The sequence below is a fragment of the Microbacterium sp. 22179 genome (assembly GCF_052045715.1).
GTDB classification, from domain to species: domain Bacteria; phylum Actinomycetota; class Actinomycetes; order Actinomycetales; family Microbacteriaceae; genus Microbacterium; species Microbacterium galbinum.
The window spans coordinates 24,434-50,376 of sequence record NZ_JBQEPJ010000005.1; the positions used below are offsets into that span (position 1 = coordinate 24,434).

The window sequence follows — 25,943 nt, forward strand, 5'->3', positions numbered from 1 at the left end:
CGGAACGTCCCGAAGGGTGTGAGCCACGAACGCGCTCATTTGCTGTCCGCCGACTCGAAGAGTTCCGGATGGCTGCCCCGCCATTCGTGCGCCATCGCCTCGTCACCCGCAACGATGGCGAGAGTCCCCTCGATAACAGACGCCGCCGCCGACGTAACGGCATCGATCAGCATCCCGGGCACCAGCGAGCGCGTCTCGAGAAACTCATCCCACGCATTCGCGATCTCCGCGCGGCCGCTCGCCATGAGGTCTGCTCGTCGTTCGGAAAGTACCTGTGCCGTCTTCACGTCTGAACCCAGCGGCTCTCCCGCGACGTCGACACCCTGCAGCACGACCGATACCTGCTCGGGCGATACCGACCATCCATCATCAACCATTCGAACCTCCGATCTCGAAGGCGAGATTACGGCAGATCGACCCCACATGAAGACATATAAGCCGCATCTGTGGAGAGCATATTGATATGCCTTTAGGATCGGCTCATGTTCGCTCCCGAGACGCTGCTCGCGTTCGTCGTCGCCGCGTTCGTGATGGTCGTGATCCCCGGGCCGACAGTGCTCTTCACCATCGGTCGATCGATCGCTCTGGGCCGGGCCGGCGGGTTCCTCAGCATCCTCGGCACCGCCGTCGGATCGATCGTGCTGGTGCTCGCCGTGGCCCTCGGCGTCGGCACGGTGATCGCGCAGTCCGTGATCCTGTTCACGATCGTGAAGGTGCTCGGCGCCGGCTACCTCGTGTTCCTCGGCATCCAGGCGATCCGGCACCGGCACGATGCCGCCGCAGCCGCGACCGCACCAGCCACGCGCGAGTCCGGCACCCGACTGCTCTTCGAAGGCCTCATCGTGGGTCTCACCAACCCGAAGTCGATCGCGTTCTTCCTCGCGATCCTCCCCCAGTTCGTCGACCTGCACGCGGGCTCCGTGCCGCTGCAGCTCTTCGTGCTCGGCGTCATCGTCGTCGCGATCGGCGTCAGCTGCGACGCGATCTGGGTGCTGCTCGCGAGCGCGGCGCGCGACTGGTTCGGCCGCTCACCGCGCCGCCTCTCGACAATGTCAGCCACGGGCGGCGGCATGATGATCGGGCTCGGCGCGTTCCTGCTGCTGTGGAGCGAGAAGCCCGCGACGGCGTGAGCGCGGGCGGTGGCCCTTCGTCTCGTTTCGCTCGCTTAGGGACCCGCGGGAGCCACCGGCTGCCGCAGGATCGTGCGGAGCCTGGCCGGTTCGACCCGGCGCGCGTCGCTGAGGTAGATCTCGTGGTGGATGCCGCGCATCTCCAACCCGTTCCCGGGGATGATGCGGTGGTGCAGATCCTCGAGCACGGGCGCCTCGTCGTCGTACGACCCCACGTGCAGCGTCTGCGCGCACAGACCCTCGTCGAAGGTCTCGAGCCGCACCGCCGACAGGCTCGGCGAGGCATCCTTCTTCGCCGAAGCCTTGTCGCGCGCCGCCTCGACCATCTCGGCGGTGACATGGTCGGGAACCATGATCATCATCGTCCACAGCCACGTCGACTTGTCGCGGCGCGAGGTGAACGACGCCATGTCCTCGGCATGCCAGAGGCCCTCCAACGGCATGACGACGGTGTCGACGCCGAGCTGCGCGCGGCTCGCGAACTTGACCCCGTAGGCGATCGGATACAGCGCGGCGAGGGCATCCGCATAGGCCTGCGACACGTTCGGATCGCCGGCACCGTCGATCATCAGGTACTGCATCGGCGGCACGTCGACGAGCCGGAACACCCCGCGCTTCGCCTGGTACGCGTCGAGTGTCTTCTTCGGATCGGTGGCCGGCATCGCGAGTCCTTCCGTCATCCTCGGGTGAGCAGGTCGCCGAGGTCCCGCACGCGGCGCAGAGCCTCGGCATCGCGGGAGACGATCGCCGCGACCATCGCCCCGAGCAGCGCATCCGCGACGAGCTCGTGCCCCTCGCGTCCCGCCGCCGCGAACGAACGCTCGATCGCATTCCGCAGCGGAGCGAGGAAGTGGTCGACCATGCGCTGCCGAGCCGATTCATCGGATGCCGAGGCCACGAGCAGCGCCCGGAACAGTGCGGCGTCGGCATCCGCTTCGATCGAGGCGATCGAGCTCTGCAGCCAGAGGTCGATGTCGGCACGGAGGTCGCCGGTCGCGGCGACGACGACCAGTTCGACCGGCAGCACGTCGTCGAGCACGCAGTCGGCGACGAGCGCCTGCTTCGTCGGCCAGCGGCGGTAGAGCGTCTGGCGCGGCACGCCGGCTGCGGCGGCGATGTCGCTCATCGCGACGCCCTCGTAGCCGCGGGCGAGGAGGAGCTCGCGGGTGGCGCGGAGCGCGGCCACGCGGGTGCGCTGATCCGGGGGCCGCCCGATCCGAGATTCCGCCATGAGTCGAGAGTACCGAAGGTGTTCCGCTACTTATGTGACATGTGTAACATAAGTGCCGCGTGAACTTCCGACCCGAATGGAGCCCCCGATGAGATCAGTACTGGTGACCGGCCCCGGCGAGACGACCGTCGTCGACGTCGACGCCCCCACCGCCGGCCCGCGCGACGTGCTCGTGCGCGTGCGCGCCTGCGGCATCTGCGGCTCCGACCACATGTACACGACCTATGGCGGCATCCCTCCGCGCCAGGGCGCGACGCCGCTCGGGCACGAACCGGCAGGCGAGGTCGTCGAGGTCGGCGCCGAGGTCGAGGGCGTCACCGTCGGCGACCACGTCGTCATCAACGTCATGGCCACCGTCGACGGCCTGCTCGGCTCCGGCGGCGCGCAGGGCGCGCTCAGCGAGTACGTGGTGCTGGTCGATGCGAAGCCGGGTGAGCAGTTCCGGGTCATCCCGCCGCACGTGCCGTTCAGCGTGGCCGCGCTCAACGAGCCGATGGCGGTCGCCCGCCACGCGGTCAACCGGCTCGACCCCGCGCCGGAGCACCGGGTCGCCATCTTCGGCGCCGGCCCGATCGGCCTCGGCGCCCTGCTCAGCCTCAAGCGTCGCGGCGTCGCGCACGTCGTCGTGATCGACATCGTGCCCAACCGCCTCGAGAAGGCGCTGGCGCTCGGAGCGGATGCCGTCATCGACTCCCGCACCGAAGACGTGGCCGCGCGGCTGATCGAGCTGCACGGCCGGTCGACGGGCATCGGATTGCGCGGCGAGCGCTCCTCCACCGAGGGATACATCGACGCCGCGGGTGCGCCGCAGGTGATCCGGACGGTGCTCGGTGTCGCCGGCAAGCGCGCCGTGCTCAGCGTGGTCGCCGTACACAAGGCTCCGGTCGAGATCGACCTCGGCGGGCTTCTGACCACCGAGGTCGACATTCGCCTGTCGATGGGCTACCCCACCGAGATCTTCGAGGTGACCGACGACATCATCGACAACTGGCAGAAGTACGCGCAGATCATCAGCGACGAGATCCCCTTCGACCTCGTGCAGGACGCACTCGCCCTCGCCGCAACGCCCGGACAGGCCGAGAAGGTCGTCGTCACCTTCGGCGGAGAGAACGGCTGATGCCACTCGCACCCCTCGACGAGAACGTCGCGCTGATCGTCGTCGACCTCCAGGTCGCCACCGCGCCCCGCATGGAGCAGGACACCCTCGAGCGGGTCGTCGCGAACACGAACATGCTCGCCGCCGCGTTCCGGGCATCCGGCCAGCCGGTGGTCATCGCCACGGTCAGCGGGTCGGTGCCCGGGCGCACCGAGATGACAAAGGCGCACGGGGTCTCGACGGTGCCCGCCGGTGGCGACGAGCTCCTCCCCTCCCTGGCGACGGATGCCGCCGACATCCGCATCCGTCGCGCACCGTGGAGCGCCTTCGCCGACTCCGATCTGCACGACCAGCTCTCCCGCCGCGGGGTGACGCAGGTGGTCGTGACCGGCGTCGCCACCAGCATCGGTGTGGAATCGACCGCGCGAGACGCCTACGCGCACGGCTACTCGGTGGCGCTCCCGACGGATGCCGTCATGGATTTCCGCCCGGACGTCGGTGCAGCGCACCTCGCGCAGATCGCTCCCCTGCTGGCCGAGGTCACGACGACCGAGGAGTTGGTCGCCGCGCTGGGCGCGTCGGGTCGCTGACGCGCGGCGCAGAACCGCTCACGCCTCTTCCACGGGCAACCAGAGCTCGCACGACGCGTGCGCACCGGTGAACTCCAGGTACCGCACGATCGAGGGCCCGGGCCGCAGCCGCCACGGGTTGGAGGGGAACCATTCGGTCGCCGTCGCCGCCCAGAGGTTCTGCAGCGTCTCGGGGAACGGCCCGTCGGCCGCGAATATCGCCCAGGAGCCAGCGGGCAGCGGCATCGCATCGAGGTCGGCGGGCACGGGCGACGACTCCTTCCGGGCCACGCCGTGCAGATAGGTGAGGGGGCTGCCTTCGGGTGCGTCGGGCTCGACGTCGGCGGTGACGGCCAGGATGCCGGTGGGCTCGGCATCCGACAGCGCCTTGAGGCGCGCGTGCTCTTCAGGAGCGATCGCGGCGATGTGCTCCTGGATGCGCGGGTTGACCCCGCGGTGGATCAGCGGGACGTCGACCGCGTGCCCGACGAGGACGATCGCGGGGTGATGGGTGATGGTGACGCGCATGGGAGTGCTCCCTTCAACGCTCAGGCGGAACCGGAGCGTGGGTTGTGTGCGAAGAGGTCCGCCGTCACGGCGCGCGTCGGCAGGCCCGATCCCGTGCACGGCTCGGAACGCTCGGCCGAAGGCTTCGACCGAGCCGTATCCGTGCCGCACGGCGACGTCGAGCAGATCGGATGCCCCGGCGACGAGTTCCGCGCCCGCCCGAGTCATGCGGCGACGTCGCACGTACTCCGACAGCGGCATGCCCGCCAGCGTCGAGAACATCCGGCGCAGGTGGTACTCCGTGGTGCCGTGCTCCCGAGCGAACGCCGCGACATCGAGTTCGTCGACGTCGGCGCTCTCGACCAGGTCGACCAGAGCATTCAGCGTGCCGATCATGCGGTCCTCCTCTCTGGACGGTGTCCAGCATTTCGCGGAGAGAGGTTCGCCCGCCCGATCATTCCGGACGGTTTCGATCGGATCGCACGCACGAGCTATACCGAAGGGTCGGTCCGGATCCTTTGGTACGGCTCTCACCTCAGAGTTCGACCGGCGGCGCCTCGGGCTCGGAATCGGCCACCTCGGGGTGACGGGCGAGGTTGACGACGGCGGCGATCAGGCCACCCCAGACCGTCACCATCGCGATGATCATCATGACGATCGCCACCGGAGTCATGCGCGGGCCTCCTTCTCGGTCGCGCCCTGAGCCGGGAACACGCCCGTCTCAGGGTCGGGCTCGTAGTGCTCCTCGTCGAGGAATTCGTCGTACTCGGGGTCGTCCTTGGCGTGGGAGCGACCGCTCCACGGCACGAGCGAGAGAAGCACGCCGATCACGACGAGCGCGATCACCATGCCCCAACCGAACACCGACAGGAACCAGCCCGGGTAGCCGCCATAGGGCTCGGAGATCTTCGTGATGAGCTCACTGATCAGCAGGTAGCCCAGCACGATCGGCGCGAGTGCACCGACGAGCAGCTTCCAGAGGAAGCCGACGCGGAAGCTCGACCGCCGGTTGAGGTGCTCCTGCAGAGCGGGAAGCTTGTGCAGCAACCAGGCGACGACGATCACCGCGACGAGGGCGACCGCCATGATGCCGAAGGCGTTGACGAAGGCATCCGTCGTGTCGAGCACCGACAGCGCCGTCGTGGTCGAGAACAGAGCCATCGAGATGACTGCGAGCGGGATCGAGACGGTGAGCGTCGTGCGGATGCGTCCCCATCCGAGTTTGTCCTGGAGGGCGGCGACGATCACCTCGAGGATCGAGATCAGCGAAGTCACTCCGGCGAACACCAGCGCGCCGAAGAACAGCACGCCGATGATCGATCCGCCGGCCGCCTCCGACACGATCGTCGGGAACGCCACGAATGCGAGCCCGATGCCCGACGAGGCGACACCGGCGACATCCGTGCCTTGGGCCTGTGCCATGAATCCGAGCGCTGCGAAGACGCCGATTCCGGCGAGGATCTCGAAACCGGAGTTCGCGAAACCGACCACCAGGCCGGAGCCGGTGAGGTCGGTCTTGCGCTTGAGGTACGACGAGTAGGTGACCATGATGCCGAACGCCACCGACAGCGAGAAGAAGATGTGCCCGTAGGCCGAGGCCCAGACGCCCGGGTCGGCGAGAGCCTCCCAGTTGGGGGTGAAGAAGGCGTTGAGGCCGTCCATCGCTCCGGGCAGGAAGAGCGACTGCACCACGAGGATCGCGAACATCACCGTCAGCAGCGGCATGAGGATCATGTTGGCCGCACCGATACCGCGCTTCACACCCAGCGCCATGATGATCACGACGACGACCCAGACAACCGCGAGCGGGATGCCGACCTGCGGCACGAAGTCGGTCGAGATGCCGACCTCGGCGACGTCGGCGGACTGCAGGAAGTCGACGAAGAAGAAGTCGTTCTCGTTGCCTCGACCCCACGTGAGCTGCGCCGAGAACCACGTGTACATCGCCGCCCATGCCACGATCACGGCGTAGTACACGGCGATCACGACGCAGATGAGCACCTGCCACCAGCCGAGCGGCTCGGTCGCCCGGTGCATGCGGCGGAACGCGAGGGGCGCCGAACCGCGGAAGCGGTGCCCGATCGCGTAGTCGAGGAAGAGCAGCGGGATGCCGGCGGTCAGCAGCGCGCAGAGATACGGGATGAGGAACGCCCCGCCGCCGCCCTCATAGGCGACATAGGGGAAACGCCAGATGTTGCCGAGGCCGACCGCGGAGCCGATCGCGGAGAGGATGAACACGTTCCGCGAGCCGAAGGCTTCACGTTTCGGGGTCTGCGCCGTTGCGGTTGCCATGCCCGCGAGACTACCGCAGCGCGTGTCGACGAGCCGGGTGCCCGGCCGTCGCCGGGCGCGAAAAAGCCCCCGATCTCTCGGGGGCTTTTGGCGGAGACGAGGGGATTTGAACCCCTGGACCCCTTAAAGAGGTCTCCACCTTAGCAGGGTGGTGCACTAGGCCGGACTATGCGACGTCTCCAGGCATCCTCGCCCGAAAGCTCGGATGCACCTAGCCATCGTAACGGATTCCGGAGCATCCGACGAACCGGACGCGATCACTCAGGCGCGATCGTGGAGAGTCACGTGATAGCCATCGGGATCGGCGAAGGTGAAGGTGCGCCCGAACGGGCCATCGATGGGCGCGGTGACGATCCTGTGCCCGTCGGCGACGAGGGCATCGTGGATGCCCTGCACGTCCGTCGCAAGCATCCACAGGGCGACCCCGACGCCGGGGTGCGGGGCCGCCGCGAGGCCGGAATCGGGGAGGACATCGCGAAGCGCGAAAGCGATCGGCGCCGTGGCGAAGACGACGGCATGCGGTGGTCCGGCGGGAGAGCGTACGAGACCCAGGTATCGCTCGTAGAACGCCTGGGATCCGTTCAGGTCGCGCACCTGCAGAGAGATGAAGTCGGGGCCGGTGACAGGCATGGGATACTCCTTTGGTATGTGTCAGTTTTCTGACACGCATCACTCTATGTCAGAATACTGACATGAGTCAAGATGGCATCGACCTGCGGACCTCGCTCGGGTATCTGCTCAAAGAAGCGGCGAGCGCCCTGCGCGTCGCGATGGAGGAGGCTCTGCGACCGCTCGACATGACGATCACGCGCTACTCCTGTCTCGAACTGCTGGCCCAGAGGCCGGGCCTCTCGAACTCCGACCTCGCGCGCGGAGCATTCGTCACGCGGCAGTCGATGAACGTCCTGCTGCAGCAGCTCGAACGCGAGGGCCTCGTCGTGCGGGCTGCGGAGGCTCCCGTCGGCAAAGTGCTCCCGACCGATCTGACTCCTTCGGGCCGCGAGCGGCTCGCGAGCGCTACCGCAGCGGTGCGGGCGGTCGAGAAGCGGATGCTCTCGGGCATGAGCGCGCACGATCAGGACGTGGCGTTCCGCATGCTCCGCGGGATGGTCGAATCGCTGCGCGGCGACTGATCGATCGGTCCGGACCCTGCCCGGCGCGGCTCAGCGCACGTTGCCGTTCGAGCAGGTCTGCTGCGCGGCCGAGTTGCCCTTGATGGTGTCGGGGAGCGCCACGACGTTGTCGGGCGTCGCCGGCTCGGTCGGAGCCGTCTCCTCCGTCGGAGCCGTCTCCTCCGTGGGGGCCGTCTCCTCGGGGGTCGTCTCGGCGGGCGTGGGCTCCTGCACGATCACACCGTCGTTGCTGGTGTTCTGGTGCGTGATCTGCAGCTGCGCGTTCGCCTCGATCGCGTCGAAGAGCTCGCCGGCGGCCGTGTAGTTCGGCACCACCTTGTTGGCGTTCTGCGAGTCGGTACCCGTCGGGTACTGCACGAACACGATGTCCTCGAACGGGACCTCCTTGACCGCGAGGGCGATCTGCACGATCGTCATCGGGTCGTTCAGCGTCGTGCTCGTCTCGAGGTTGCTGAGACCGACGTTCGCGAGCTTCAGCATGGTGCCCACGTTGCCGAGGGTCTCGCCGCTGATGAGCTTGCGCGCCAGGCTCGACATGTACTGCTGCTGGTTGCCGATGCGGCCCAGGTCGCTGCCGTCGCCGACGCCGTGACGGGTGCGCAGGAACTGCAGCGCCTCGAGGCCCTGCACGGTGTGGGTGCCGGCCGTGAGGTCGAGGCCCGTGTAACGATCGCGGATCGGGTTCGCGAGGCACACATCGACGCCGCCGATCGCGTTCGTGATCTCGATCACGCCGCCGAAGGTGACGGATGCCGCGAACTGCACCTCCTGACCGGTGAGCTCGGAGATCGTCTTCGCGACGCAGTTGAGGCCGCCGTCGCTGTAGGCCACGTTGAGCGGCTGCTTGCTCATCGCGGAGTGCACGTTGCCGTCGTCGTCGGTGCACTCGGGGATGGGGATCATGAGGTCGCGCGGGAAGCTGACGACCGTTATTCGACGGGGGTTGTCGGAGACGTGCACGAGCAGGTTGACGTCGTTGAGGTTGCCCTCCGAGTCGCTGCCGCTGCAGCGGTCGCCGAAGTACCCGGCGTATGCCTCTTCGCACGTGTCGACACCCGCGAGCACGAAGTTGAATCCGCCCTCGTACTCGCTGATGTCCGGCGGAACCGCATCGGCCGACTGGCCCTCGAGTTCGACGGAGTTCGCGAGCTGCGTGCTGCGCAGGTCGTACACGACGTACGCCGCGACACCCACACCGCTCACCAGCACCACCGCGAGTCCGATCGCGATGAACTTCAGCAGCTGGCTGAGGGGTCCCGGCGAGTGCAACTGGCCGTGGCGCGCAATCGTTCGACGGCGTCGGGTGTTCTCGGTCACACGGTGCCTTTCGGTTCTGCCTGCGGTGAGGGGGCACCGGGCTCAGGAAGCGGAGGGTGTGGGATTCGAACCCACGAGACATCTCTGCCCACTGGTTTTCAAGACCAGCTCCATCGGCCGCTCGGACAACCCTCCCGACAGACGGATCTGCCGACAAGCCGTGAGTCTAGCCGAGTTCTATTCTCCCGCGCTGACCTGGGCGGGCGCTGGAAGTGTATTCAGCGCACTCGCCAGCCCGCCGTCGACGACGTCGTCGGTGATCTCGGATGCCGCGTCCTTCACTTCGGCCGGCGCCTGGCCCATTCCCACCGCACGCCCGCCGAGCGCGCGCGCCCAGCCGAACATTCCGATGTCGTTGCGCCCGTCACCCGCGACCAGCACGCGCTCCCCGACGAGGCCGAGCTCGTCGCGCACGCGCTCCAGCGCGGTGCCCTTGTCGACTCCCTGCGGGGCGATGTCGAGCCAGGCCGTCCACCCGATCGCGTATGAGACCTCGTTCAGGCCGGCATCCGCCACCAGCCGATGGAAGTCCTCCTCGTCGTGACCGGGCGAGACCACGACGATGCGCGACACGGGCTCGGCCGCGAGCTCCTCGAAGCTCACTCGCCGGCCGCCGTCGAGCGTCCAGTCGTCGAGCTGATCGGTGAAGAGCCGCTGGCCCGAGGCGAGCTCGACCATGTAGCGCGCGTCCGGCAGGCGCTCGCGCAGAAGGGCGAGCGCGGGCGAGGGGTCGAAGGTCTCGACGTTCCAGCGCTCCCAGTCGTCGCCGACACGGCGCATCGTGACGGCGCCGTTCGAGCAGACGACGTACTCGGCGTCGAGTTCGAGCTGCTCGACGTACCGGCGGGTGGCCATCCAGCTGCGACCGGTGGCGATCGTGACGACGTGACCGGCCTCGCGCAGGCGGGCGACGGCCTCCGGCACGCCCGGGCTCATCGTCTCGTCCTGGAGCAGGATGGTGCCGTCGACGTCGAGCGCGACGAGCCAGGGCGCGGTCATGCGGTGACCTTCGACGTCGCCTTCGTGTTCTCCGGCGTCAGCACCTCGAGCCCTCCGAGGTAGGGGCGCAGCACCTCGGGCACGTGAACCGAGCCGTCCGCCTGCTGGTGCGTTTCGAGCAGCGCCACGATCCAGCGGGTGGTCGCAAGCGTGCCGTTCAGCGTCGCGACGTGCTGGGTCTTCGGCGCAGAGCCGGAGTCCGCCCCGTCGGCGACCGGCCGGTGGCGCACGTCGAGGCGGCGCGCCTGATAGGTCGTGCAGTTCGACGTCGACGTCAGCTCCCGGAACGCGCCCTGCGTGGGCACCCAGGCCTCGATGTCGTACTTGCGCGCGGCGCTCGATCCGAGGTCGCCCGCGGCGACGTCGATCACGCGGTAGGCGAGGCCGAGCGAGGTCAGCATCTCCTCCTGCAGCGCGACGAGGCGCAGGTGCTCGGCCTCGGCATCCTCCGCCTCCGTGTAGACGAACATCTCGAGCTTGTTGAACTGGTGCACGCGGATGATGCCGCGGGTGTCCTTGCCGTGCGATCCGGCCTCGCGGCGGTAGCAGGTCGACCAGCCGGCGTAGCGCAGCGCGCCGTCCGAGAGATCGACGATCTCGTCCTTGTGGTACCCGGCGAGGGCGACCTCGCTGGTGCCGACGAGGTAGAGGTCGTCGCCCTTGTCGAGGTGGTAGACCTCGTCGGCGTGCTCGCCGAGGAAGCCGGTGCCCTGCATGATCTCGGGGCGTACGAGCGTCGGCGTGATGAGCGGCACGAAGCCGTTCTGCAGCGCCTTGTCGAGCGCGAGGTTCATGAGCGCGATCTCGAGGCGGGCGCCGATGCCGCGCAGGAAGTAGAAGCGGGCGCCCGAGACCTTCGCCCCGCGCTCCATGTCGATCGCCCCGAGGATCTCGCCGATCTCGAGGTGGTCGCGCGGCTCGAAATCGAACGAGGGCACCTCGCCGACGCGACGCAGCTCGACGAAGTCGGCCTCGCCACCGGCGGGCACGCCGTCGATCACGACGTTCTCGATGCGGGCCAGGGCGGCGGATGCTGCCTCTCCGGCGTCGTTCGCGACCTGCTGCGCCTGCTTGACGCGCTCGGCGAGCTCCTTGCCCTGCGCGACGAGCGCGGGCTTCTCCTCCTTCGGAGCCTTCGCGATGACCTTGCCGAACGCGTTCTGCTCGGCCCGCAGTTCCTCGAACGCGGCGAGCGCCGCGCGGCGCGATCGATCGGCCTCGAGTGCGATGTCGACGGTGGCCTGGTCGTTGCCGCGCGCGGCCTGTGAGCGGCGGACGAGATCAGGGTGGTCGCGGAGAAGAGCGAGGTCGATCATTCCACGATTCTACGGGGGTCTCCCACCCCCTCAGGCTCGCCGGATGTCACACCCGGGGCCGTGCAGCGTCTTTCTCCTCGGTGGTCGGCATCCGGCCGATCGCCGCTGCGAAAGGAATACCCATGACCACCCGTGTCACCTCGCTCGACCAGCTGAACCTGGCCTTCGCTGACCGCTTCAACGCCCGCGACCTCGACGGCCTGATGGCTCTGAACACCGCCGACGTGGTCTTCGTGCCGGCGCCCGGTACGCCGGTGACCGGTGAGGCGGCCGTCCGCGGCGCGCTCGAGCAGTTCCTCGGCCTCAACCTGCCGATCTCGATGACCGTCCGCCACGTGTTCGAGAGCGCCGGCACCGGCCTCGCGATCGCCGACTGGACGATCACCGGCACGGGCCCCGACGGATCCGAGATCGCCCTCGCCGGCACGACCGCCGACGTGGCCGTCTTCGATGAGGAGCACGGCTGGCGCTACGCGGTCGACAACCCCTTCGGTACCGTCTGACCCGCGCAGCGCGGCATCCTGCGAGCCCGTCGAAACCCACCACGCGCGTCGAGACCCACCGGTACCGACGGCGGCGACGGTGGGGCTCGGCGGGCTCGATGGGTCTCGACGGGCGGACCAGGGCGTCACCCCGGACCGAGAAGTACCCGTCAGTCGACGCCCATGCCGCTCTGCCGGCAGGCGCCGAGCGCCTTGCGCGCACGGGCGACGCGCTGGCGGACCGCCGCGGGGTCGATCCCGAGGCGCTCCGCCGCTTCGCCGGCCGACAACCCGTCGACGGCGGTGAGCAGCAGTGGCTCCCGCAACGAGTCGGGGAGGTCGTGCAGAGCGGCGAGCGCACCATCGAGGATCACGCGGATCTCGGCTGCTCCGGCCACGTTCACGGCGTCGGGCATCTCGTCGTCGAGCTCGGCCTGCGGGCGGCGTGCCCGTTGACGGGAGAGGTCGATCGCGACGTTCCTGGCGATCGCGTCGAGCCACGAGCACACCCGTCCCGGCTCGGGAGTCTCGAGGTGGGCGACCGATCTCCAGGCGCGCAAGAGCGCCATCTGGGCGGCGTCGTCGGCATCGTCCACGGGCACGCCGAGCGAGATGCTGCGGCGCCGGAGCCGATCGGGCTCGTCCGTGATCATCTCGGTCAGCAGTGCACGCGCATCGCCGATCGACTCGCTCCTCGCCTGCGCACCCATTCCGGCCCCTCCCCAGAGCGCTCGGGCACCCGTCCCCGTGTCACCTGCATGACACATGCCGGGAATAGAGTATCGCCATGACGAAGCCCCCGGCCGCGAGACGACAGGCCGCGCTCGTCTACAACCCCATCAAGGTCGACGAGAAGAGACTGCGCGCTGCCGTACGCGAGCTGTCGAAGGCCGAGGGGTGGGAGCATCCGGCGTTCTATCCGACGACGATCCAGGATGCCGGGCAGGGTGCCACGGCGCAGGCTCTCGCCCGCGGGGTCGATGTCGTGCTCGTCGCCGGCGGCGACGGCACCGTGCGCGCGGTCTCCGAGGCCATCGCGAACACCGGTGTTCCCCTCGCGATCCTGCCGAGCGGTACGGGCAACCTGCTCGCACGCAACCTGGCGTTGCCACTGGGCTCGCCCGACGACATGATCCGTGCGGCGCTGACCGGATCCCGCCACGCGATCGACATCGGATGGGCGCGCATCACGCGTGAGAGCGGTGACGAGAGCGAGCACGCCTTCGTGGTGCTCGCGGGCATCGGGCTCGATGCCGACATGATCGCGAACACCCGCCCCGACCTCAAGAAGTCGGTCGGGTGGATCGCCTACGTCGACGGCGCCGCGCGCTCGCTCGCCAACGCCTCGCCCTTCCGCTCGGTGTATCAGATCGACGACGGCCGCCTGCATTCGACGAAAGTGCACAGCATCCTCTTCGCCAACTGCGGCACACTGCCCGCCGGCATCGCCCTGGTGCCGGATGCCTCGATCTCCGACGGGACCCTCGACGTCGCCGTGATCCGGCCCTCCGGTGCGTTCGGATGGTTCAACGTCTGGCGCAGGATCTGGTGGGAGAACTCGGTGCTGCGGCGCTTCGCCGCCGGCAGGCGCATCCTCGAGCTCCGGGGGAAGGATGCCGCGGTGCACTACTTCCAGGGCCTCGCCGCAGAAGCTGCGACGTCGGTGCCCACGCCGGTCGAGCTCGACGGTGACGAGTTCGGCAATGCCGTGCGCATCACGTGCCGGGTCGATCCGAGCGCGCTCCTGCTCGCGCTGCCGGAGGGGCATCCGGTCGACTCGCTCTGACGGGCGGCCTTCCTTCCGGTGTTGCGCCGGCGATGCGCTCAGCCGGCGGTGTCAGTCGGCGAGCACCGACACCGTCCCGTCGAGGCCGCCGCCCACGAGGGTGAGGGTGAAGCCGTCGTCGTCGACCGCGTCGTCGCCGAACGAGAGGATCGTCGCGCGCGGCGCCATGTCCATGGTGCAGATCTGGGTGTCGTCGGTGACGAAGGTCGCCGTGCCCGCGTTGCCCGAACCCTCGAGCGACTCGACGACCGGCGGGCATCCCGACGAGCCCCAGGTGAGGAGCACGAGGCTGCCGTCGTCGAACCATCCGGCGGAGGGCTGGTACTCGGTCGACTCCCCGGGAACGCCGGTGACGGGTGCCCCGCCGATCTCGGCGTCATCCGAGATATCGCCGTAGGTGACCTGCAGCGTGATGTCCTTCGTCGGGTCCACACCGGCGGGCAGGCCGCCGATGCTGGCGCGCTGCACCATGTCCTGGGTGCAGACCTGGTCGGCTGCACCGTCGACGAGCGTCACCGAGACGTTCTGGCCCTCGGCGGTCACCGTGTCGACCTGCGGAACGCACGTCGAGGAGCCCCAGGTGACGACGGCGAACATGCGGCCCTCGTCGAGCAGTGCGGCCTCGACGTCGGCGAAGTCGTCATCGCCGGCGCCGGGCGCGGCCGATGCACCGGGTGTGCTCGTGGGTGAGGTCGATCCTGGGGTGGCGGTGCACCCGGCCATCAGCAGCGCCGCGGCGAAAGCGGAGAGGACGGCGACGACGCGCGAGGGAAGGACCATGCCCCCAGGGTACCGGTGGCGATATTCCATCGGAAGTCGGGAGCGATCACTGCAGGGCGGAGGTGAGGCGCGCCAGGTTGTCGAGCACGGTCGAGCGCAGCGGCTGCTGCATCCACTCCTCGAGGGTGAGCTCCCGACTGAGCGACCGATAGGTGTCTTCGACCTCGCGCATCTCGGCGACGAACTCCTCGCCGCGCACGAGCATCGAGACCTCGAGGTTGAGACCGAACGAGCGCATGTCCATATTGCTCGAGCCGATGACCGCGACCTCGTCGTCGACCGTCAGGCTCTTGGTGTGCAGGATGTACGGCTTGCGGTACATCCAGATGCGCACGCCCGCCTTGAGCAGCACCTCGTAGTAGCTGCGCTGCGCGTGGTAGACCATCGCCTGGTCGCCCTCTTCCGAGACGAACAACTCGACCTCGACACCGCGGTCGACGGCCGCGGTGACGGCGAGCAGCAGGGCCTCGTCCGGCACGAAATACGGGCTCACGATCATGATGCGATTCTTCGCCGCGTACAGCAGGCCGAGGAAGAGACGCAGGTTGTTCTCGACCTCGAACCCGGGGCCCGAGGGCACGACCTGGCAGTCGAGGTCCCCCGAACCGATGTCGGCGTGGGCGATGTCGATCTCCTCCAGCACGATGTCGGTCTCGCTGTACCAGTCGCTGAGGAAGATCGCGTTGACACTGAGCACGACCGGCCCGTCGAGGCGCACCATGAGGTCGACCCAGTGCAGGCCCCGCTTGATGTTCTTCGGCAGGTTGTAGGTCGAGTCGGTGACGTTCTGCGAGCCGAGGAAGGCGGTCACGCCGTCGACCACGAGCAGCTTGCGGTGGTTGCGCAGATCGGGGCGCTGCATCCGCCCCTTGAACGGCTGCACCGGAAGCATGAGGTGCCAGTCGGCGCCCATGGCGTTGAGGCGCCGGATCGTCTGCTTGTAGCGCGGCTTCCAGCGGTTGGCCCAGTGGTCGAGAAGCACCCGCACCGAGACGCCGCGCGCCGCGACCTCTTCGAGCGCACGGAAGAAGTTGTCGGTCGACGCATCCGATTGCAGGATGTAGAACTCGACGTGCACGTAGTCCTTCGCCTCGCGGATGGCGTCGGCCATCGCGTCGAGCGACTCCTGGTAGTCGGAGATCAGATGCGCTCCGTTGTCGCCCGAGAGCGGCAGAGCGCCGAGGCGCTGGTTCATCTCGACCAGCGGACCGAACCAATCCGGCGCGTGGGGACGGAGGGTTCCGAAGTGCAGGTGCTCGCTGGTCGCGGCGATGTACTCGTTGATCTGGTCCTGCTTGCGGCGGCGGGCGCGCGGCAGTCGCGGGTTTCCGATCACGAGAAACAGGAAGACCCCGACGAACGGGATGAAGAAGATCGCCAGCAGCCAGGCCATCGCAGCCGTGGGGCGGCGGTTGCGCGGGATGACGATGATCGCCGTGATGCGGATGGTCAGATCGAGCACCACGAGGAACGCCGTGATCGCCCAGGCGACGCCCTCCGCGGTCATACTGCTCTCTTCCTGACGGACCTCACCGATGAAGGGTTCCGTCGCGCATCACCGTCCGGCGGTGTTCGCTTCACAGTAGCGGATGGGTGGGACAGTGCCTCAGGAGCGCGGGGGAAGACCGCGGGCCGCGCGCTCCTCCGCCTCGATCTGCGCGTGCACCTTGCGTTCGGTGCGGTCGAATCGCAGGATGCCGCGGAGCACCATGAAGAAGATGGCGCTGACCCCGAGGGTCGGAAGGATCGACCACGCGGCGGCGACCCAGAAGTTGTCCATACCCCCATGGTACGCGACCTCACTCCTCCTGCGCCGATCCGATGGACGGGGCAATCCCTCCACAGGCCCGGCTTTCCGGAACGGGCGGATGCCGCCACCGGGCACACTCGCCTCATGAACACCGTCCTCCGTGCCGCAGATTCCGCCGAGTTCCTCGGCATCGTCCCCCTCCTCGCCGGCTTCACGCCCCGACGCAGCATCGTCATGCTCCCCTTCCAGGGCTCCCGCGCCTACGGCGCGATGCGCATCGACCTTCCCCGCGACGACGTGCCGCTCGAGCACTATGCGGATACCGCGATCGGCCTCGTCTCACGCGTGGCCGCGATCGACGCGGTCGCCGTCGTCGCCTACGTCGACGAGGCGGCTCAGAGCACACCGGACGGGTGGGTCCTCCCCCACGCCGTCGCCCTCGACGAACTGCTCGGTTGCGCCGAGGACGCCGGCCTCCGCATCGTCGACGCGCTGTGCGTCACGCCCGGCGGATGGGCGAGCTACCTCGAAGAGGAACCTCTTCTGCATCCCGTCGAGCCGGTGCGCGCCGAGAGGGTGCCCGGCATCGGAGACGTCTCGGGCGATCAGAACTCCGGTGCCGTGCTCCCCGTCGCCGATCTCGCGCAGAAGGAGCGCGTCGGGCGGGCCTTGCGCGACCTCTCCGAACTGCTCGGGCGCCCGGCGTCGTCGCTGTCCGACGACGAGAACCCCGAGGCCCTGGCCGCCCTCGCGATCCTCGACGACGTCCCCGCGTTCTACGAGCAGCTGCTCGACTCCCGTGGCGATCTGCCGCCCTTCGCGGTCGCCGCACTGCTGTGGTGCCTCGAGCGCCCCGTCTACCGAGACGTGGCACTGCTGCAGTGGGCGTCGGACCACGCCTCCGGTCGACGATCGCTCGGGGCGCAGCTCGACTTCGCCCAGCACGGCCGGTCGATCCCCGACGAACTCGGCGACATCTTCCTCGGGCGCGGTCCGACGCCCGACCCCGATCGGCTCAGCTTCGCCCTCGACGTCGTGCGCACCGCCGCGTCGCGAGCACCGCGTGCCGCCCGCCCCGCCCCGCTCACCGCGGCGGCGTGGCTCTCGTGGGCGCTCGGCCGGTCCACGCACGCGGCGCACTACCTCGACCTGGTGCGCGAGATCGACCCCGACTACGGACTCGCCGCGCTCGTGGGATCGATGATCAACGCCGCGGTGCTGCCGGAATGGACCTTCCGACGCACCGCGGGGCGGACTACTTGACCAGCGGGAAGAGGATGGTCTCGCGGATGCCGAGACCGGTGATCGCCATGAGCAGGCGATCGATGCCCATGCCCATGCCACCGGACGGCGGCATGCCGTGCTCCAGCGCCCGCAGGAACTCGTCGTCGATCGGCATCGCCTCGACGTCGCCGCGCGCGGCGAGCTTGGACTGCTCGACGAAACGCTCGCGCTGGATCACGGGGTCGACGAGCTCGGAGTACCCGGTCGCCAGCTCGAAGCCGCGGATGTACAGGTCCCACTTCTCGACCACTCCGTCGATCGACCGGTGCTCGCGCACGAGGGGCGAGGTGTCGACGGGGAAGTCCATGACGAACGTGGGGCGCACCAGGTCGCCCTTCACGAAGTGCTCCCACAGCTCCTCGATGAGCTTGCCGTGGGTCGCCTGGGCGGGCAGATCGACACCGTTGGCCTCGGCGAAGGCGATGAGATCGTCGACCGGGTCCTGCGGGGTGAACGTGCGTCCGGCCGCGGCAGACAGCGACTCGTACATCGAGATGCGGTCCCACTCGCCGCCGAGGTCGTACTCGGTGCCGTCGGCCCAGGTCACCGTCGTCGAACCTGCGACCGCGATCGCCGCGTTCTGCACGAGCTCCTGGGTGAGAGCGGCCATCTGGTCGTAGTCGCCGTAGGCCTGGTAGGCCTCGAGCATCGCGAACTCGGGGCTGTGCGTCGAGTCGGCGCCCTCGTTGCGGAAGTTGCGGTTGATCTCATAGACGCGCTCGATGCCTCCGACGACCGCACGCTTGAGGTACAGCTCGGGGGCGATGCGCAGGTACAGCTCGGTGTCGAACGCGTTCGAGTGCGTGATGAACGGGCGAGCGGATGCCCCGCCGTGCTGCACCTGCAGCATGGGGGTCTCGACCTCGAGGTAGTCGTGACCGGTGAACGTGGCCCGCAGGCTCGCGTTCACCGCGGCACGGGCGCGCACGGTCTGGCGGGCCTGCTCACGCACGATCAGGTCGAGGTAGCGGCTGCGGACACGGCCCTCCTCGCTCAGTTCGGCGTACGCGTTCGGCAGAGGCAGGATCGCCTTCGATGCGATCTCCCAGCCGTCGGCCATGATCGACAGCTCGCCGCGGCGGCTCGAGATGACCTCGCCGTGCACGAAGACGTGGTCTCCCAGGTCGACGTACTCCTTCCAGTCCGCCAGCGACTCCTCGCCGACGTTCGCGAGAGAGATCATCGCCTGGATGCGCGAACCGTCACCCGCTTGCAGGGTTGCGAAGCAGAGCTTGCCGGTATTGCGGCTGAACACGACGCGCCCGGCGACGCCGACCACGACGCCGGTCTCGGCTCCCGCTTCGAGCTCGTCGGCACCACCCTCGCCGTACTGGGCGCGCAGCGCCGGGATCGTGTGGGTCACCGGGACACCGACCGGGAACGCCCCGCCACCGGCATCCGTCCGCTTCGCGATCAGACGCTCGCGCTTGGCGAGACGCACGGCCTTCTGCTCGTGGATCTCGTCGTCGCCGAGCTCCGTGTTCGAAGGGTCGGTGGGGTTCTGCGCGGGCGCGGCGGACGCGTCGGTCATTCGGGGCTCCTTGGAAAAGTCGTTCCAGTTTACCGAGGCCGTAGGCCGATCCGAGGCCGCGGCTGGGTAGCCTCGAAGAATGGCCGCCCCACGGATCCTCCGCGCCCTCGCCACCACCGCCGCCGTCGCCGGCCTCGTGTTGCTCGCATCGAGCCCCTCGAGCGCCCGAACATCCGTCTCCGCCGACGTCGACGACTTCTCCTACGCGTCGTGGGACGCCACCTACACGGTGGGCGTCGACGACGAGGGCCGAGCCACCATGCACGTCACCGAGGAGCTCGTCGCCCGATTCCCCGACTTCGACCAGAACCGTGGAATCGTCCGCGGCCTCGCCACCTCCTACGAGAACGCGGGCATCGACACCCGCATCCTCTCCGTCACCGACGAGACGGGCGCCGACGTTCCCTACGAGACCGACACCGACGATGGCGTGCTCTACGTGCTCACCGGCGACGACGACTACGTGCAGGGGCTTCAGACCTACGTGATCGAGTACGAGATGCGCGACGTCGTCCTCGCCGCCGAGACCGGAGTCGACGAGTTCTACTGGGACCTCCTCCCCCTCGACAGCACGCAGGCGATCGAGTCCTTCCGTGCCGACATCCTCTTCGACGACACCCTGACGGCCGCCCTCACCGGCGCCAGCCGCTGCTACGAGGGATACTCCGGGTCGTCGGAGACATGCACGCTCGAAGGCCCAACGGACACCGCCGACGGCGCCCTCTTCCGCGTCGAATCGGGCGAACGCGCCGCCGGCGATGGGGTGACCGTCGCGATCGGCTTCGACGCGGGTACCGTCACGCAACCCTCTGCCCGCACCCCGAACCCGGTCACCGACGTCGCACCGATGTTCGCCGCGGTCGGCGGCCTGGGACTGACGGTCGCGAGCTGGTTCGCCGTCACGGCGGTGCGCAAGAGGCGACGCACCGCCACCGGCATCGTCGTGGCCCAGTACGACGTGCCGGATGCGATGCCCCCGCTGCTCGCGGCCGCGATCCTGCCCGGCGCGAAGGCCGTGATCCCCGCCGAGATCGTGCACCTCGCCGTCCGCGGGGTGCTGCGGATCGAGGAAGGCGCCGAGCCCGAGCGGCCGCGGCTGCGACGCCTTTCCGACGGACGTCTCCCCGACCAGCTCGACGCGGATGCGGTCGACAACCTGTTCCTCGGCGCCGACGACACCGGCGTGGTCGACATCCCCGCCGCGAGCGAGACCTTCGCCGCGCGCATGGGCGTGCTGCAGGCGCTGGGCAAGAAGCAGGCCGAGACCCGCGGGCTCATCGTGCGCGAGCGCGCCCGCGGCGCCGTGATCCTGCAGTGGATCGCGATCGCCATCGCCGCGATCGGACTGGCGGTGGCGATCTGGGGCGTCGCCACCGGTCGGGTCGGAGCGATTCCGGCGCTCGTGGTCGTCGCCTTCGGGGCCTTCTTCGTGCTCCTGGCGAGCCTCTACGCATTCTCGAAGCACGTCATGCTCACCGCGGAGGGTGCCCGGCAGTACGAGTATCTGCAGGGGGTGCGCGAGTTCATCCGCGTCGCCGAGGCCGACCGTCTGCAGATGCTGCAGTCGTACACGGGGGCGGAGCGCCGGCAGGACGGCAGCGCGAACGTCATCGTGCTCTACGAGCGTCTGCTCCCCTACGCGATGCTCTTCGGCATGGAAGACGAATGGGGCAAGGTGCTCGAGCACGCCTACACGTATGAGCAGCGGGGTCCCGGCTGGATCGGCGACGGTCGCTCACCGTATCTGAGCACCTCGCTCGCGGCCTTCGCCGTCTCCACCGCATCGGCATCGTCGTACACGGCTCCGTCGACCGGCAGCTCGTCGAGCTTCGGCGGCTCGAGCGGCGGCGGGTTCTCCGGCGGCGGAGGAGGCGGCGGCTTCTCCGGCGGACGCTGACCCGCACCTCTCACTCCCCTCATTCCCCTCGCTCCCCTCACTCGTGAGGGGTCAAGACACGCCGCCCCGCACGCCGCACTCGCGGCGTGTTGTGACCCCTCACGCTCGGGAGGTGGTCGCCCTGGCTGTCGGAAGCGCGCGTTCTCTGGGGTGAGGGGTCAAGACACGCCCTGCCCCGCCCGCCCCGCGCGGCGTGTTGTGACCCCTCACGCGTTCGCGGGCGCCCGTCAGAGCAGGGGCGGAGGATCGGATGCTTCGCGCAGCGCCCGTTCGACGGTGGACTGCACGAGGGCCGAGAGGTACCCGCCGGGGTTGTCGATGCCGATCTCGCGGAGGCGACCCGTGGCCTGTCCGATGATCGAGCGCGAGAACTCGGTGGCCGTCTGAATCGCATCGGCGTAGGCGGCGCGATCCGCCTCGGCCACGACGACCGGCTCGCAACCGATCTCGACGGCGAGGGCCTGGGCGATCGGGAGGACGGCCGCGGGAGCGGTGACCGCCGCGAACCCCGCCTGCAACTGACGCAGATCGATCGAGGTTCCGGTGAACGTGATCGCCGGGTGCACGGCGAGCGGGATCGCCCCCTTCTCGGCGGCGGGACGAAGCACCTCGATACCGAAGGCGGGGTCGGTGTGCAGCACGAGCTGGCCGATCTGCCACCCGCCGACCTCGGCGATACCGGCGACGAGCGATTCCAACTGGTCGTGCGGCACCGCGATCACCACGAGCTCGGCGCGGCGCACGACCTCGAGTGCGTCGAGCACGGGCACGTCGGGCAGAACGGCCGAAGCCCGCTCGTCGTCGGATCCGCTCGTGATCCCCACGACCGCATGCCCGGCGCCGCCGAGGGCCGCGCCGATCACGGGCCCCACGAGACCCGCGCCGATGATGCCGACGCCGAGGCGTCCGTCGCGCTCCACCACGTCACTCCTCCGTCGACGCAGGAGGTGCGGGAGGGGCGGGAGGCGCGGGCGGTGCCGGCGGCTGAGGAGCAGCCGACGCCGGAGAAGCAGGCGGTGCCGGAGGAGCAGGCGGCGCCCCCGAAGGCAGCGGCGGAACCGGCGGTGCACCCGCATCCGCACCGGGCTGCCCCGCGTACGGCGGAGGGACCGGCGCACCCGCACCCGCAGCGGGCTGCCCCGCGTACGGCGGAGGCACCGGCGCATACGGCGGCGGCACGGGCGCACCCGCGTCCGCGGCATCCGCTTCTCCTGCATGCTCGCTCCAGCGGTGCGAGGTGTCGCGCGCAGCCGCGGCAGCGGCGCGGCTCGAAACGTCGCCGATCAGGGCGAGGGCGTCATCGCGCTCGAGACCCGAGAGGATTCCGTGGATCGGACCGGGCACCGTGTGCACCTGCGCGCCGCTGACGCGCTGCGCACGGTCGATGGGGCCCTGCGAGAGCGAGACGCCCTGCAGTCGGGCGAGCGGGAACACCGCGAGCTTGCGCCACATGACGCCGCGACGCAGGATCAGCCCGAAGTCGGTGACCGTGTAGCCGTGGCGCTTCCACGAGAGCGGGCGACGCCATCCGGCGCGACGCGGCATCGTGCGATACGGGTCACCCTCGACGGGTCCGAGGATGCCGTGCTCCCAGATGAGCGGGATGTCGGCCGCCGGCACGTCGGGCAGGATCAGCCCGAGCACCCGCTCGACGTCTGCCCGCTTGCCGACCGGCAGCACGATGTTGAACTGCTGCGCACTGCCCGACGACTGCTGCGCGGCGCTCTTGCCGCTCATGCGGTTGATCTTGATCGACCACCAGCCGAACGGGCGCCACAGCAGCGACTGCGTGACCTCGACCGCGAAGATACGGCCCGGGGGCAGCGTCTCGGTCACCGTCGTGAGCAGACCGTAGGTGATGCGCACGCCGTCCGGCGTCGGAGCGATCGAGTACCGGAGCGACTTCGAGATCTGCGCCCAGGTGATACCCACGACGGCGATGACGAGGGGGATGCCGATGCCGAGTGCAAGCCCCAGCGAGATGAAGCTCCCGCCCACGTCTCCGTCGAGCAGGGCACCGAAGAACATGAAGCCCATCGTGATGCCGAAGATCAGCGCGAAGAAGACGAACCACAGCACGCCCGCGAGCAGCTGCGAGCCGACCAGTCGGCCGGTCGGGATCTTCACGACGCTCTCGGGTGCCACGTCTTCGAGATCGACGCCGGCGATGAGTCCCGTGACGCCGTGGTTCATCGAGTCGACGAGCTGGGCGCGGGTGGTCGTCGGCCCGGCAGGTGCACCGGATGCCGCGGCCTGCCGCGCCGCACGCACGCCCGACGCGAGGCGCAGGATGTCGGCGCGCACGGCCTCGGCCCGCGGGGTGGCGAGGTACTCGAGCTCGACGTTCGCGTCGGTTCCGGCGCCGACGACCTCGAGCTTGGCGAGGCCGATGATGCGCGCCGGGAACGGCCGCGTGAGGTTGACGCCCTGCACGCGGTCGAGCGGGGCGCGGCGGTGCGAGCGGAAGATGATGCCCTTACGCACCTCGACGTGGTCGCCGGTGATCCGGAACTGCTGGAAGCGCCAGACGAACCAGAAGATCGCGACCAGCACGATCAGGAGCCCGAGCACCGCCAGAAGGGCGATGAGGATCAGATTGTTCTCGAGCACCCAGTCGACCGGGTCGCCCGAGGAGTAGTCGCTGTAGTGCGTGTCGCTCGGCGTCGTGATGTTCACGAACCAGGCGATTACCCGGTCGCGCAGGTTCGCGAACGTGATGCCCGCGACGATCAGCAGCACCAGCCCGCCCTTGAACAGGGGCGTGAGCGGATGCATCCGATGCCATTCGCCGTCGGCGAGGTTCGACGAATCCGCCTTCCCGGCGGGCGCGGCGTCCGCCGGCGTCGGCGGGGCGGGGAACTGCGGCTCGCTCACAGGCCGGTCCGGCGGGTCTCGGCGACCTCGATGAGCGTGTCGCGCAGCGCCTCGGCCGCGGCCTGCGTGAGGCCGGGGATCTGGACGCCGGTGGTCGCGGCGGCGGTGACCATCTTGAGCTGCGAGATGCCGAAGCCGCGGTCGACCGGACCCTGCGTGATGTCGACGAGCTGCATGCGCCCGTAGGGCACGGCGATCATGCGCTGCCAGAGGATGCCCTTGCGGAAGACGATGTCGTCGGCGCGCAGCATGTAGCCGATCGCTCGCGCCTGCCGCGGCAGGATGATCATCGTCACGACGATCAGCAGCGTCAGCGCGGCGCCGGGGATCCACACCCAGCTCTGGTGCAGCACGAGCGCGAGCACGACGGCGGCGACGATCACGACGACGAGCAGGAGCGCGTTCTGCAGCAGCTGCGAGACGGCGTAGCGCGGCGAGATCTGGTGCCAGGTGCCGTCGAGCTCGAGGCGGGCCTCGCTGCGCGCCGTGCGGAGAGAGGTGTACACCCCCTGGTCGAGGGCGGCGAGGTCAGTGCCCTCGGCCGGGTTCAGGGGCGCGTTCTCTGGGCTCTGAGTCATCAGGATCCTTCGGCAGGGTGCAGAACTGTTCGGCGACGAGGGCGGCGACCACGAGCACGATTGCTCCCGCGATCAGGGCGATCATCGCCACTGTCGACCCTACCGGGGGATCGATCGGCCGTGTCAGGAGGAAGCCCAGGAGACCGGCGCCGAAGCCCGCGAGCAGGGCTCCGAGCAGACTCGAGGCGCGAGCGAGCGTCGCGGCGCGGAGCGCACGGAACGGGTCGATGCGGATGCCGGTGCGCACGCTGCGCCGCACCGGCCAGGCGACGACGAGCGCCGCCGCCGCGATCAGCACGAGCAGCACGGGGAGGAAGACCGAAGGGGTGAAGGTCGCGCGCCCCATCGCCGTCAGCAGCTGATCGAGGAGGAACCCGATACCGGCGCCGACGACGGCGAGGATGACGAGGAGCCCGGCGGAGGTGCGCTGCATCACTCCCCCTGCGCGCGCAGCGCGGCGGCAAGGTCGGCGATACGGCCGTGACCTGGGAGCTCGGCGTCGGGGTCGACGTCGAGCCAGGGGTCGAGCACGAAGAGCCGCTCGAACGCACGCGGGTGCGGCAGCACGATGCGCGGGTCGTCGGAGACCTCGTCGCCGTAGGAGATGAGGTCGAGGTCGAGGGTGCGGTCGCCCCACCGCTCGTGGCGCTCGCGCCCGTTCTCGTCTTCGATCGCATGCAGCATGCCGAGCAGGATCTCGGGGGCGAGACGCGTGGTCACCAGGGCGACCGCGTTCACGTAGCCCGGCGCGTCGGGGTCGGGCCCGTCGACGCGGAGGGCGACGGTCTCGTGCAGCGGAGAGAGTCGTACGTCGGTGACCAGGGGAAGGCGCGCGATGCGCTCGGCCGCGGCGGTGATCGTGGCGTGCCGATCGCCGAGGTTGGCGCCGAGGGCGACGACGGCCGTGACCGGCTCGCGACCGGGGCCCGGCAGCGGAACCTCGGGCGGTCGGGTGAGGTTGCGGCTCATGCGGCGCCTCCTGCCGTGGTGCGCCCGCGTGTGAGGACCACCGAGACGTCGGCGAACGTGAGGGAAATGGGGGCGTGCGGCTTGTGCACCGTGACCGTGACGTCGTGCACCCGCTCGTCGCCGAGGGCGGCGTCGGCGATGCGCGACGCGAGCGTCTCGATCAGGTCGACCGGCTCTCCCGCGACGATCGCCGCCACCTTCTGGGCCAACTCGCCGTAGTGCACCGTGTCGAGCACGTCATCGGATGCCGCAGCCGGGGCGAGGTCGAGACGCAGGCGCAGGTCGATCGTGAACTCCTGCCCATCGGCGCGCTCGTGGTCGTACACGCCGTGCCGGCCGAAGACCGTCAGCCCGGTCAGCACGATCTCATCGAGGGAGTCCATCACCCCAGCGTACGCGGGAGCACCGACGACGCAGCGGTC

The 25,943-nt window shown here is 69.3% G+C and carries 29 protein-coding genes and 2 tRNA genes; 8 read left to right on the forward strand and 23 right to left on the reverse strand.

Translation table 11 applies throughout. From position 1 onward, the window contains the following. Positions 1 to 35: 35 nt before the first annotated feature. Entirely contained in the window at positions 36 to 377 is a 342-nt protein-coding gene (locus tag ACTJKK_RS11950; protein WP_247623407.1) for a DUF6507 family protein, read from the reverse strand. Between the two features lie 105 nt (positions 378 to 482). On the opposite strand from ACTJKK_RS11950, the gene ACTJKK_RS11955 reads away from it, so the two are divergent. After that, the gene (locus ACTJKK_RS11955; protein ID WP_440748154.1) at positions 483 to 1,130 is read left to right on the forward strand and encodes a LysE family translocator; all 648 of its coding nucleotides are present in this window, start codon (positions 483 to 485) and stop codon (positions 1,128 to 1,130) included. Between the two features lie 35 nt (positions 1,131 to 1,165). Here the strand turns inward: ACTJKK_RS11955 and ACTJKK_RS11960 are convergent, their stop codons facing one another. Together ACTJKK_RS11960 and ACTJKK_RS11965 are read right to left on the reverse strand one after the other, a co-directional pair. After that, entirely contained in the window at positions 1,166 to 1,792 is a 627-nt protein-coding gene (locus tag ACTJKK_RS11960; RefSeq protein WP_440748155.1) for a GyrI-like domain-containing protein, read from the reverse strand. A gap of 14 nt (positions 1,793 to 1,806) precedes the next feature. Next, complete coding sequence (locus ACTJKK_RS11965; RefSeq protein WP_440748156.1) at positions 1,807 to 2,361, reverse strand: TetR/AcrR family transcriptional regulator; 555 nt, start codon at positions 2,359 to 2,361, stop codon at positions 1,807 to 1,809. 88 nt (positions 2,362 to 2,449) lie between these two features. Between ACTJKK_RS11965 and ACTJKK_RS11970 the strand changes: the two genes are divergently transcribed. After that, positions 2,450 to 3,478 (forward strand): zinc-dependent alcohol dehydrogenase, encoded by a 1,029-nt coding sequence (locus tag ACTJKK_RS11970; protein ID WP_440748157.1) that lies wholly within the window; start codon positions 2,450 to 2,452, stop codon positions 3,476 to 3,478. After that, positions 3,478 to 4,047, forward strand: a complete 570-nt coding sequence (locus ACTJKK_RS11975) for a cysteine hydrolase family protein (RefSeq protein WP_440748158.1) — start codon at positions 3,478 to 3,480, stop codon at positions 4,045 to 4,047. Before ACTJKK_RS11970 ends, ACTJKK_RS11975 begins: the two co-directional genes overlap by 1 nt. Positions 4,048 to 4,065: 18 nt before the next feature. On the opposite strand, the gene ACTJKK_RS11980 is transcribed toward ACTJKK_RS11975, so the two are convergent. The 5 genes from ACTJKK_RS11980 to ACTJKK_RS12000 all read right to left on the reverse strand — a co-directional run bounded on the left by ACTJKK_RS11980 (position 4,066) and on the right by ACTJKK_RS12000 (position 7,455). After that, positions 4,066 to 4,929: an AraC family transcriptional regulator gene (locus ACTJKK_RS11980; RefSeq protein ID WP_440748159.1), complete on the reverse strand. Its 864-nt coding sequence runs from the start codon at positions 4,927 to 4,929 to the stop codon at positions 4,066 to 4,068. Positions 4,930 to 5,068: 139 nt separating this feature from the next. Beyond that, entirely contained in the window at positions 5,069 to 5,206 is a 138-nt protein-coding gene (locus tag ACTJKK_RS11985) for a methionine/alanine import family NSS transporter small subunit (protein WP_440748160.1), read from the reverse strand. Further along, on the reverse strand, positions 5,203 to 6,825 hold the full coding sequence (locus ACTJKK_RS11990) for a sodium-dependent transporter (RefSeq protein ID WP_440748161.1): 1,623 nt from the start codon (positions 6,823 to 6,825) through the stop codon (positions 5,203 to 5,205). The genes ACTJKK_RS11985 and ACTJKK_RS11990 overlap by 4 nt, the downstream gene beginning before the upstream one ends. An 88-nt stretch (positions 6,826 to 6,913) precedes the next feature. After that, positions 6,914 to 7,006, reverse strand: a tRNA-Ser gene (locus ACTJKK_RS11995). 80 nt (positions 7,007 to 7,086) lie between these two features. Continuing rightward, entirely contained in the window at positions 7,087 to 7,455 is a 369-nt protein-coding gene (locus ACTJKK_RS12000; RefSeq protein ID WP_440748162.1) for a VOC family protein, read from the reverse strand. Between the two features lie 62 nt (positions 7,456 to 7,517). On the opposite strand from ACTJKK_RS12000, the gene ACTJKK_RS12005 reads away from it, so the two are divergent. After that, complete coding sequence (locus tag ACTJKK_RS12005) at positions 7,518 to 7,958, forward strand: MarR family winged helix-turn-helix transcriptional regulator (protein ID WP_440748163.1); 441 nt, start codon at positions 7,518 to 7,520, stop codon at positions 7,956 to 7,958. Between the two features lie 30 nt (positions 7,959 to 7,988). Here the strand turns inward: ACTJKK_RS12005 and ACTJKK_RS12010 are convergent, their stop codons facing one another. From ACTJKK_RS12010 to serS, 4 genes are all read right to left on the reverse strand, one after another. Beyond that, positions 7,989 to 9,275: an LCP family protein gene (locus ACTJKK_RS12010; protein WP_440748164.1), complete on the reverse strand. Its 1,287-nt coding sequence runs from the start codon at positions 9,273 to 9,275 to the stop codon at positions 7,989 to 7,991. 50 nt (positions 9,276 to 9,325) lie between these two features. After that, positions 9,326 to 9,410 (reverse strand) — tRNA-Ser (locus ACTJKK_RS12015). 42 nt (positions 9,411 to 9,452) lie between these two features. Continuing rightward, positions 9,453 to 10,274 (reverse strand): HAD family hydrolase, encoded by an 822-nt coding sequence (locus ACTJKK_RS12020; RefSeq protein WP_440748165.1) that lies wholly within the window; start codon positions 10,272 to 10,274, stop codon positions 9,453 to 9,455. After that, complete coding sequence (serS, locus tag ACTJKK_RS12025) at positions 10,271 to 11,590, reverse strand: serine--tRNA ligase (RefSeq protein ID WP_440748166.1); 1,320 nt, start codon at positions 11,588 to 11,590, stop codon at positions 10,271 to 10,273. Before serS ends, ACTJKK_RS12020 begins: the two co-directional genes overlap by 4 nt. A 122-nt stretch (positions 11,591 to 11,712) precedes the next feature. Here serS and ACTJKK_RS12030 point away from each other — a divergent pair, with 122 nt between their 5' ends. After that, on the forward strand, positions 11,713 to 12,093 hold the full coding sequence (locus ACTJKK_RS12030) for a YybH family protein (RefSeq protein ID WP_440748167.1): 381 nt from the start codon (positions 11,713 to 11,715) through the stop codon (positions 12,091 to 12,093). Between the two features lie 149 nt (positions 12,094 to 12,242). On the opposite strand, the gene ACTJKK_RS12035 is transcribed toward ACTJKK_RS12030, so the two are convergent. Continuing rightward, positions 12,243 to 12,782 (reverse strand): RNA polymerase sigma factor, encoded by a 540-nt coding sequence (locus ACTJKK_RS12035; RefSeq protein ID WP_440748168.1) that lies wholly within the window; start codon positions 12,780 to 12,782, stop codon positions 12,243 to 12,245. Positions 12,783 to 12,859: 77 nt separating this feature from the next. Between ACTJKK_RS12035 and ACTJKK_RS12040 the strand changes: the two genes are divergently transcribed. Next, positions 12,860 to 13,858 (forward strand): diacylglycerol/lipid kinase family protein, encoded by a 999-nt coding sequence (locus tag ACTJKK_RS12040; protein ID WP_440748169.1) that lies wholly within the window; start codon positions 12,860 to 12,862, stop codon positions 13,856 to 13,858. A gap of 51 nt (positions 13,859 to 13,909) precedes the next feature. Here ACTJKK_RS12040 and ACTJKK_RS12045 read toward each other — a convergent pair whose 3' ends face one another. The 3 genes from ACTJKK_RS12045 to ACTJKK_RS12055 all read right to left on the reverse strand — a co-directional run bounded on the left by ACTJKK_RS12045 (position 13,910) and on the right by ACTJKK_RS12055 (position 16,418). Then, entirely contained in the window at positions 13,910 to 14,638 is a 729-nt protein-coding gene (locus tag ACTJKK_RS12045; RefSeq protein ID WP_440748170.1) for a hypothetical protein, read from the reverse strand. Between the two features lie 46 nt (positions 14,639 to 14,684). Next, on the reverse strand, positions 14,685 to 16,145 hold the full coding sequence (gene cls / locus ACTJKK_RS12050; RefSeq protein ID WP_247623464.1) for a cardiolipin synthase: 1,461 nt from the start codon (positions 16,143 to 16,145) through the stop codon (positions 14,685 to 14,687). Positions 16,146 to 16,244: 99 nt separating this feature from the next. After that, on the reverse strand, positions 16,245 to 16,418 hold the full coding sequence (locus ACTJKK_RS12055; RefSeq protein WP_247623465.1) for a hypothetical protein: 174 nt from the start codon (positions 16,416 to 16,418) through the stop codon (positions 16,245 to 16,247). Between the two features lie 114 nt (positions 16,419 to 16,532). Between ACTJKK_RS12055 and ACTJKK_RS12060 the strand changes: the two genes are divergently transcribed. Then, the gene (locus tag ACTJKK_RS12060; RefSeq protein ID WP_247623466.1) at positions 16,533 to 17,651 is read left to right on the forward strand and encodes a DUF4192 family protein; all 1,119 of its coding nucleotides are present in this window, start codon (positions 16,533 to 16,535) and stop codon (positions 17,649 to 17,651) included. Here ACTJKK_RS12060 and lysS read toward each other — a convergent pair. Then, the gene (gene lysS, locus ACTJKK_RS12065) at positions 17,644 to 19,203 is read right to left on the reverse strand and encodes a lysine--tRNA ligase (RefSeq protein ID WP_440748171.1); all 1,560 of its coding nucleotides are present in this window, start codon (positions 19,201 to 19,203) and stop codon (positions 17,644 to 17,646) included. The genes ACTJKK_RS12060 and lysS overlap by 8 nt on opposite strands. A 79-nt stretch (positions 19,204 to 19,282) precedes the next feature. Here lysS and ACTJKK_RS12070 point away from each other — a divergent pair, with 79 nt between their 5' ends. Then, entirely contained in the window at positions 19,283 to 21,100 is a 1,818-nt protein-coding gene (locus tag ACTJKK_RS12070; RefSeq protein ID WP_440748172.1) for a DUF2207 domain-containing protein, read from the forward strand. 227 nt (positions 21,101 to 21,327) lie between these two features. Here ACTJKK_RS12070 and ACTJKK_RS12075 read toward each other — a convergent pair whose 3' ends face one another. The 6 genes from ACTJKK_RS12075 to folB are packed head-to-tail and all read right to left on the reverse strand — an operon-like array spanning position 21,328 to position 25,904. Beyond that, positions 21,328 to 22,020: a DUF2520 domain-containing protein gene (locus ACTJKK_RS12075; RefSeq protein WP_440748357.1), complete on the reverse strand. Its 693-nt coding sequence runs from the start codon at positions 22,018 to 22,020 to the stop codon at positions 21,328 to 21,330. A 4-nt stretch (positions 22,021 to 22,024) separates the two neighbouring features. Then, positions 22,025 to 23,974 (reverse strand): PH domain-containing protein, encoded by a 1,950-nt coding sequence (locus tag ACTJKK_RS12080; protein WP_440748173.1) that lies wholly within the window; start codon positions 23,972 to 23,974, stop codon positions 22,025 to 22,027. Continuing rightward, entirely contained in the window at positions 23,971 to 24,552 is a 582-nt protein-coding gene (locus ACTJKK_RS12085) for a PH domain-containing protein (RefSeq protein WP_247632930.1), read from the reverse strand. The genes ACTJKK_RS12080 and ACTJKK_RS12085 overlap by 4 nt, the downstream gene beginning before the upstream one ends. Then, positions 24,503 to 24,985 (reverse strand): DUF3180 domain-containing protein, encoded by a 483-nt coding sequence (locus tag ACTJKK_RS12090; RefSeq protein WP_440748174.1) that lies wholly within the window; start codon positions 24,983 to 24,985, stop codon positions 24,503 to 24,505. The genes ACTJKK_RS12085 and ACTJKK_RS12090 overlap by 50 nt, the downstream gene beginning before the upstream one ends. Next, complete coding sequence (gene folK / locus ACTJKK_RS12095) at positions 24,985 to 25,521, reverse strand: 2-amino-4-hydroxy-6-hydroxymethyldihydropteridine diphosphokinase (RefSeq protein WP_440748175.1); 537 nt, start codon at positions 25,519 to 25,521, stop codon at positions 24,985 to 24,987. The genes ACTJKK_RS12090 and folK overlap by 1 nt, the downstream gene beginning before the upstream one ends. Further along, a complete protein-coding gene (gene folB / locus ACTJKK_RS12100; protein WP_440748176.1) occupies positions 25,518 to 25,904 on the reverse strand; it encodes a dihydroneopterin aldolase in 387 nt (128 codons plus the stop codon). Before folB ends, folK begins: the two co-directional genes overlap by 4 nt. Between the last annotated feature and the right edge of the window lie 39 nt (positions 25,905 to 25,943).